The 1,848-nt window shown below is 40.9% G+C and carries 3 protein-coding genes; all 3 read left to right on the top strand.

Annotated features, from left to right (window positions below; translation table 11 throughout):
- A partial coding sequence (locus ACJML3_RS01270; protein WP_406019932.1) for a terminase gpA endonuclease subunit occupies window positions 1–895 on the top strand: 895 nt, incomplete at its 5' end.
- Window positions 895–1,140, top strand: coding sequence for a DUF6148 family protein (locus tag ACJML3_RS01265; RefSeq protein ID WP_331853144.1), 246 nt, complete (start codon window positions 895–897; stop codon window positions 1,138–1,140). The genes ACJML3_RS01270 and ACJML3_RS01265, both read left to right, overlap by 1 nt.
- Window positions 1,141–1,143: 3 nt before the next feature.
- A partial coding sequence (locus ACJML3_RS01260; RefSeq protein WP_406019930.1) for a phage portal protein occupies window positions 1,144–1,848 on the top strand: 705 nt, incomplete at its 3' end.

Raw genomic sequence — 1,848 nt, 5'->3', positions numbered from 1 at the left:
TGTTGAAGAATGGGTTGATGCAAATCATAAGAAGGATAAAAAAGGCCTTCAGGAGTTCATCAACTTGAAGCTTGGTGAACCATGGCACGAAGATGAAGCAGATTTGAACTTATGGGAAAAGCTTGCTCAGAGAAGAGAATTCTATCCTGAAGCCGGTCTTCCTAAAGAAATTCTGATGCTTACATGTGGTGTTGACGTTCAGCAGAACCGTCTTGAAGCCACAGTGTTTGGATGGGGCGCTGATTTTGAATCATGGGGAGTCTGTCATAGGGTATTCTTTGGAGATACCAAACAAAATGAAGTCTGGTCTCAGTTAGATGTCCTTTTGATAGAAAACTTCCGTCTGCAGGATGGAAGAGAATTGCGCATTGCATGTACTCTGGTAGATTCTGGTGACGGTTCCATGACTGACACTGTTTATCAGTACACTAAAGCACGTGAAAAATCACGTGTCTTTTCTTCTAAAGGTTCATCTGTAGCAGGTAAAGACCTGATAGGTCCACCTTCTCAGAATAACCGTTACAGAGCATTTCTTTTTGTGGTCGGTGTTGATGCAGGTAAAAGACTGCTGTTTAACCGCCTTAAAGTAAATGACTTTGGTCCTGCCTATGTGCATTATCCAATGGCACGTGATTCAGGCTTTACAGAAGAATACTTTAAACAGTTAACCGCTGAAGTATTTGAACGTAAGTTTGAAAAAGGACGTGTTAAGGAAGGTTGGAAGAAATTAAGAGAGCGTAATGAGGCACTTGATTGCGCTGTATATGCAACTGCAGCAATTGAGATAGTAAGACCTGCATTCAATCAGCTTTGTGCTCAGGGGGTAAATGCAAATACTGCAGTAATTCAATCAAAGCCAGTTAAAACACGCAAATATTCTAAAGGAGTTATCTAATGCCAGTTTTAAAAAAATATAAAGGCATTCCTTATGAGGTTGCTAAAAAGAAACTTGATGCATTGTTAGATGCCCTAGATGTGGTTTTAACCGGTCAGAGTTACACCATTGGATCAAGAACCTTAACCAGAGCAAATTTAACCGCTATTCAGGAAGCAATTGAGTATTGGTCAGACATTGTTTCTAAGTGTGAAAGTGGTTGTGGTGGTGTAAAAGTTCAAAGAGCTATTCCTCAGGATTTTTAAGATATGACACAGAAAAAACTTCCACGTAAGGCAATGGCCACTAGAGCTAATGCTGTTAAATCTGCAGCAGTTCAGCAAGCAAAAACTCCTACTGCTGTTGTAAAAAACAGATTGGTTGCTAGTGGTTATTCCCATTACGGCGCTTCATATGCTCGAAAGTCCTTAATTGGATGGATGAGCCACAGTGCCTCTGCAGATGAAGATATTGCAGATAACATCAAGCTTTTAAGAGAACGTTCACGCGATCTTTACATGGGTGTGCCTCTTGCAACCGGAGCAATTAAGACCATTAGAACCAATGTTATTGGCTCAGGGCTTATGATGAATTCTCACATAGATCGTGACAAACTCGGACTTACAGAAGAGCAGGCAGTTGCATGGCAAAAGAATACAGAGCGCGAATGGCTTTTGTGGTCTGATTCAACTAACTGCGATGCTGCAAGGATGTGCACCTTTTATGAGTTCCAGGCATTAGCTCTTTTATCAACTTTGATGAGTGGTGATTGCTTTGTTGCTTTACCGTTCATTAAACGTCCTAACTGCCCTTATGATTTAAAACTAGATCTGATTGAGTCTGACAGAATCTGCAATCCGTTGGATTCTTTTAAGGTTACAGATAATTCTGTTGTTGAAGGTGTTGAGGTTGGTCAGTATGGTGAACCGGTCGCCTATTACGTGGCTAAATATCATCCATACTCAATGCACCGT

This window comes from Succinivibrio sp. (assembly GCF_045124615.1).
Taxonomy (GTDB): domain Bacteria; phylum Pseudomonadota; class Gammaproteobacteria; order Enterobacterales; family Succinivibrionaceae; genus Succinivibrio; species Succinivibrio faecicola.
The sequence above is the reverse complement of the archived record's forward strand: the minus strand, read 5'-3'. Positions and strand labels throughout refer to the sequence as shown.

What these genes read in the sequence shown, in the direction of transcription:
- ACJML3_RS01265 (WP_331853144.1), top strand. Translation starts at nt 895, where the DNA reads ATGCCAGTTTTAAAAAAATATAAAGGCATTCCTTATGAGGTTGCTAAA.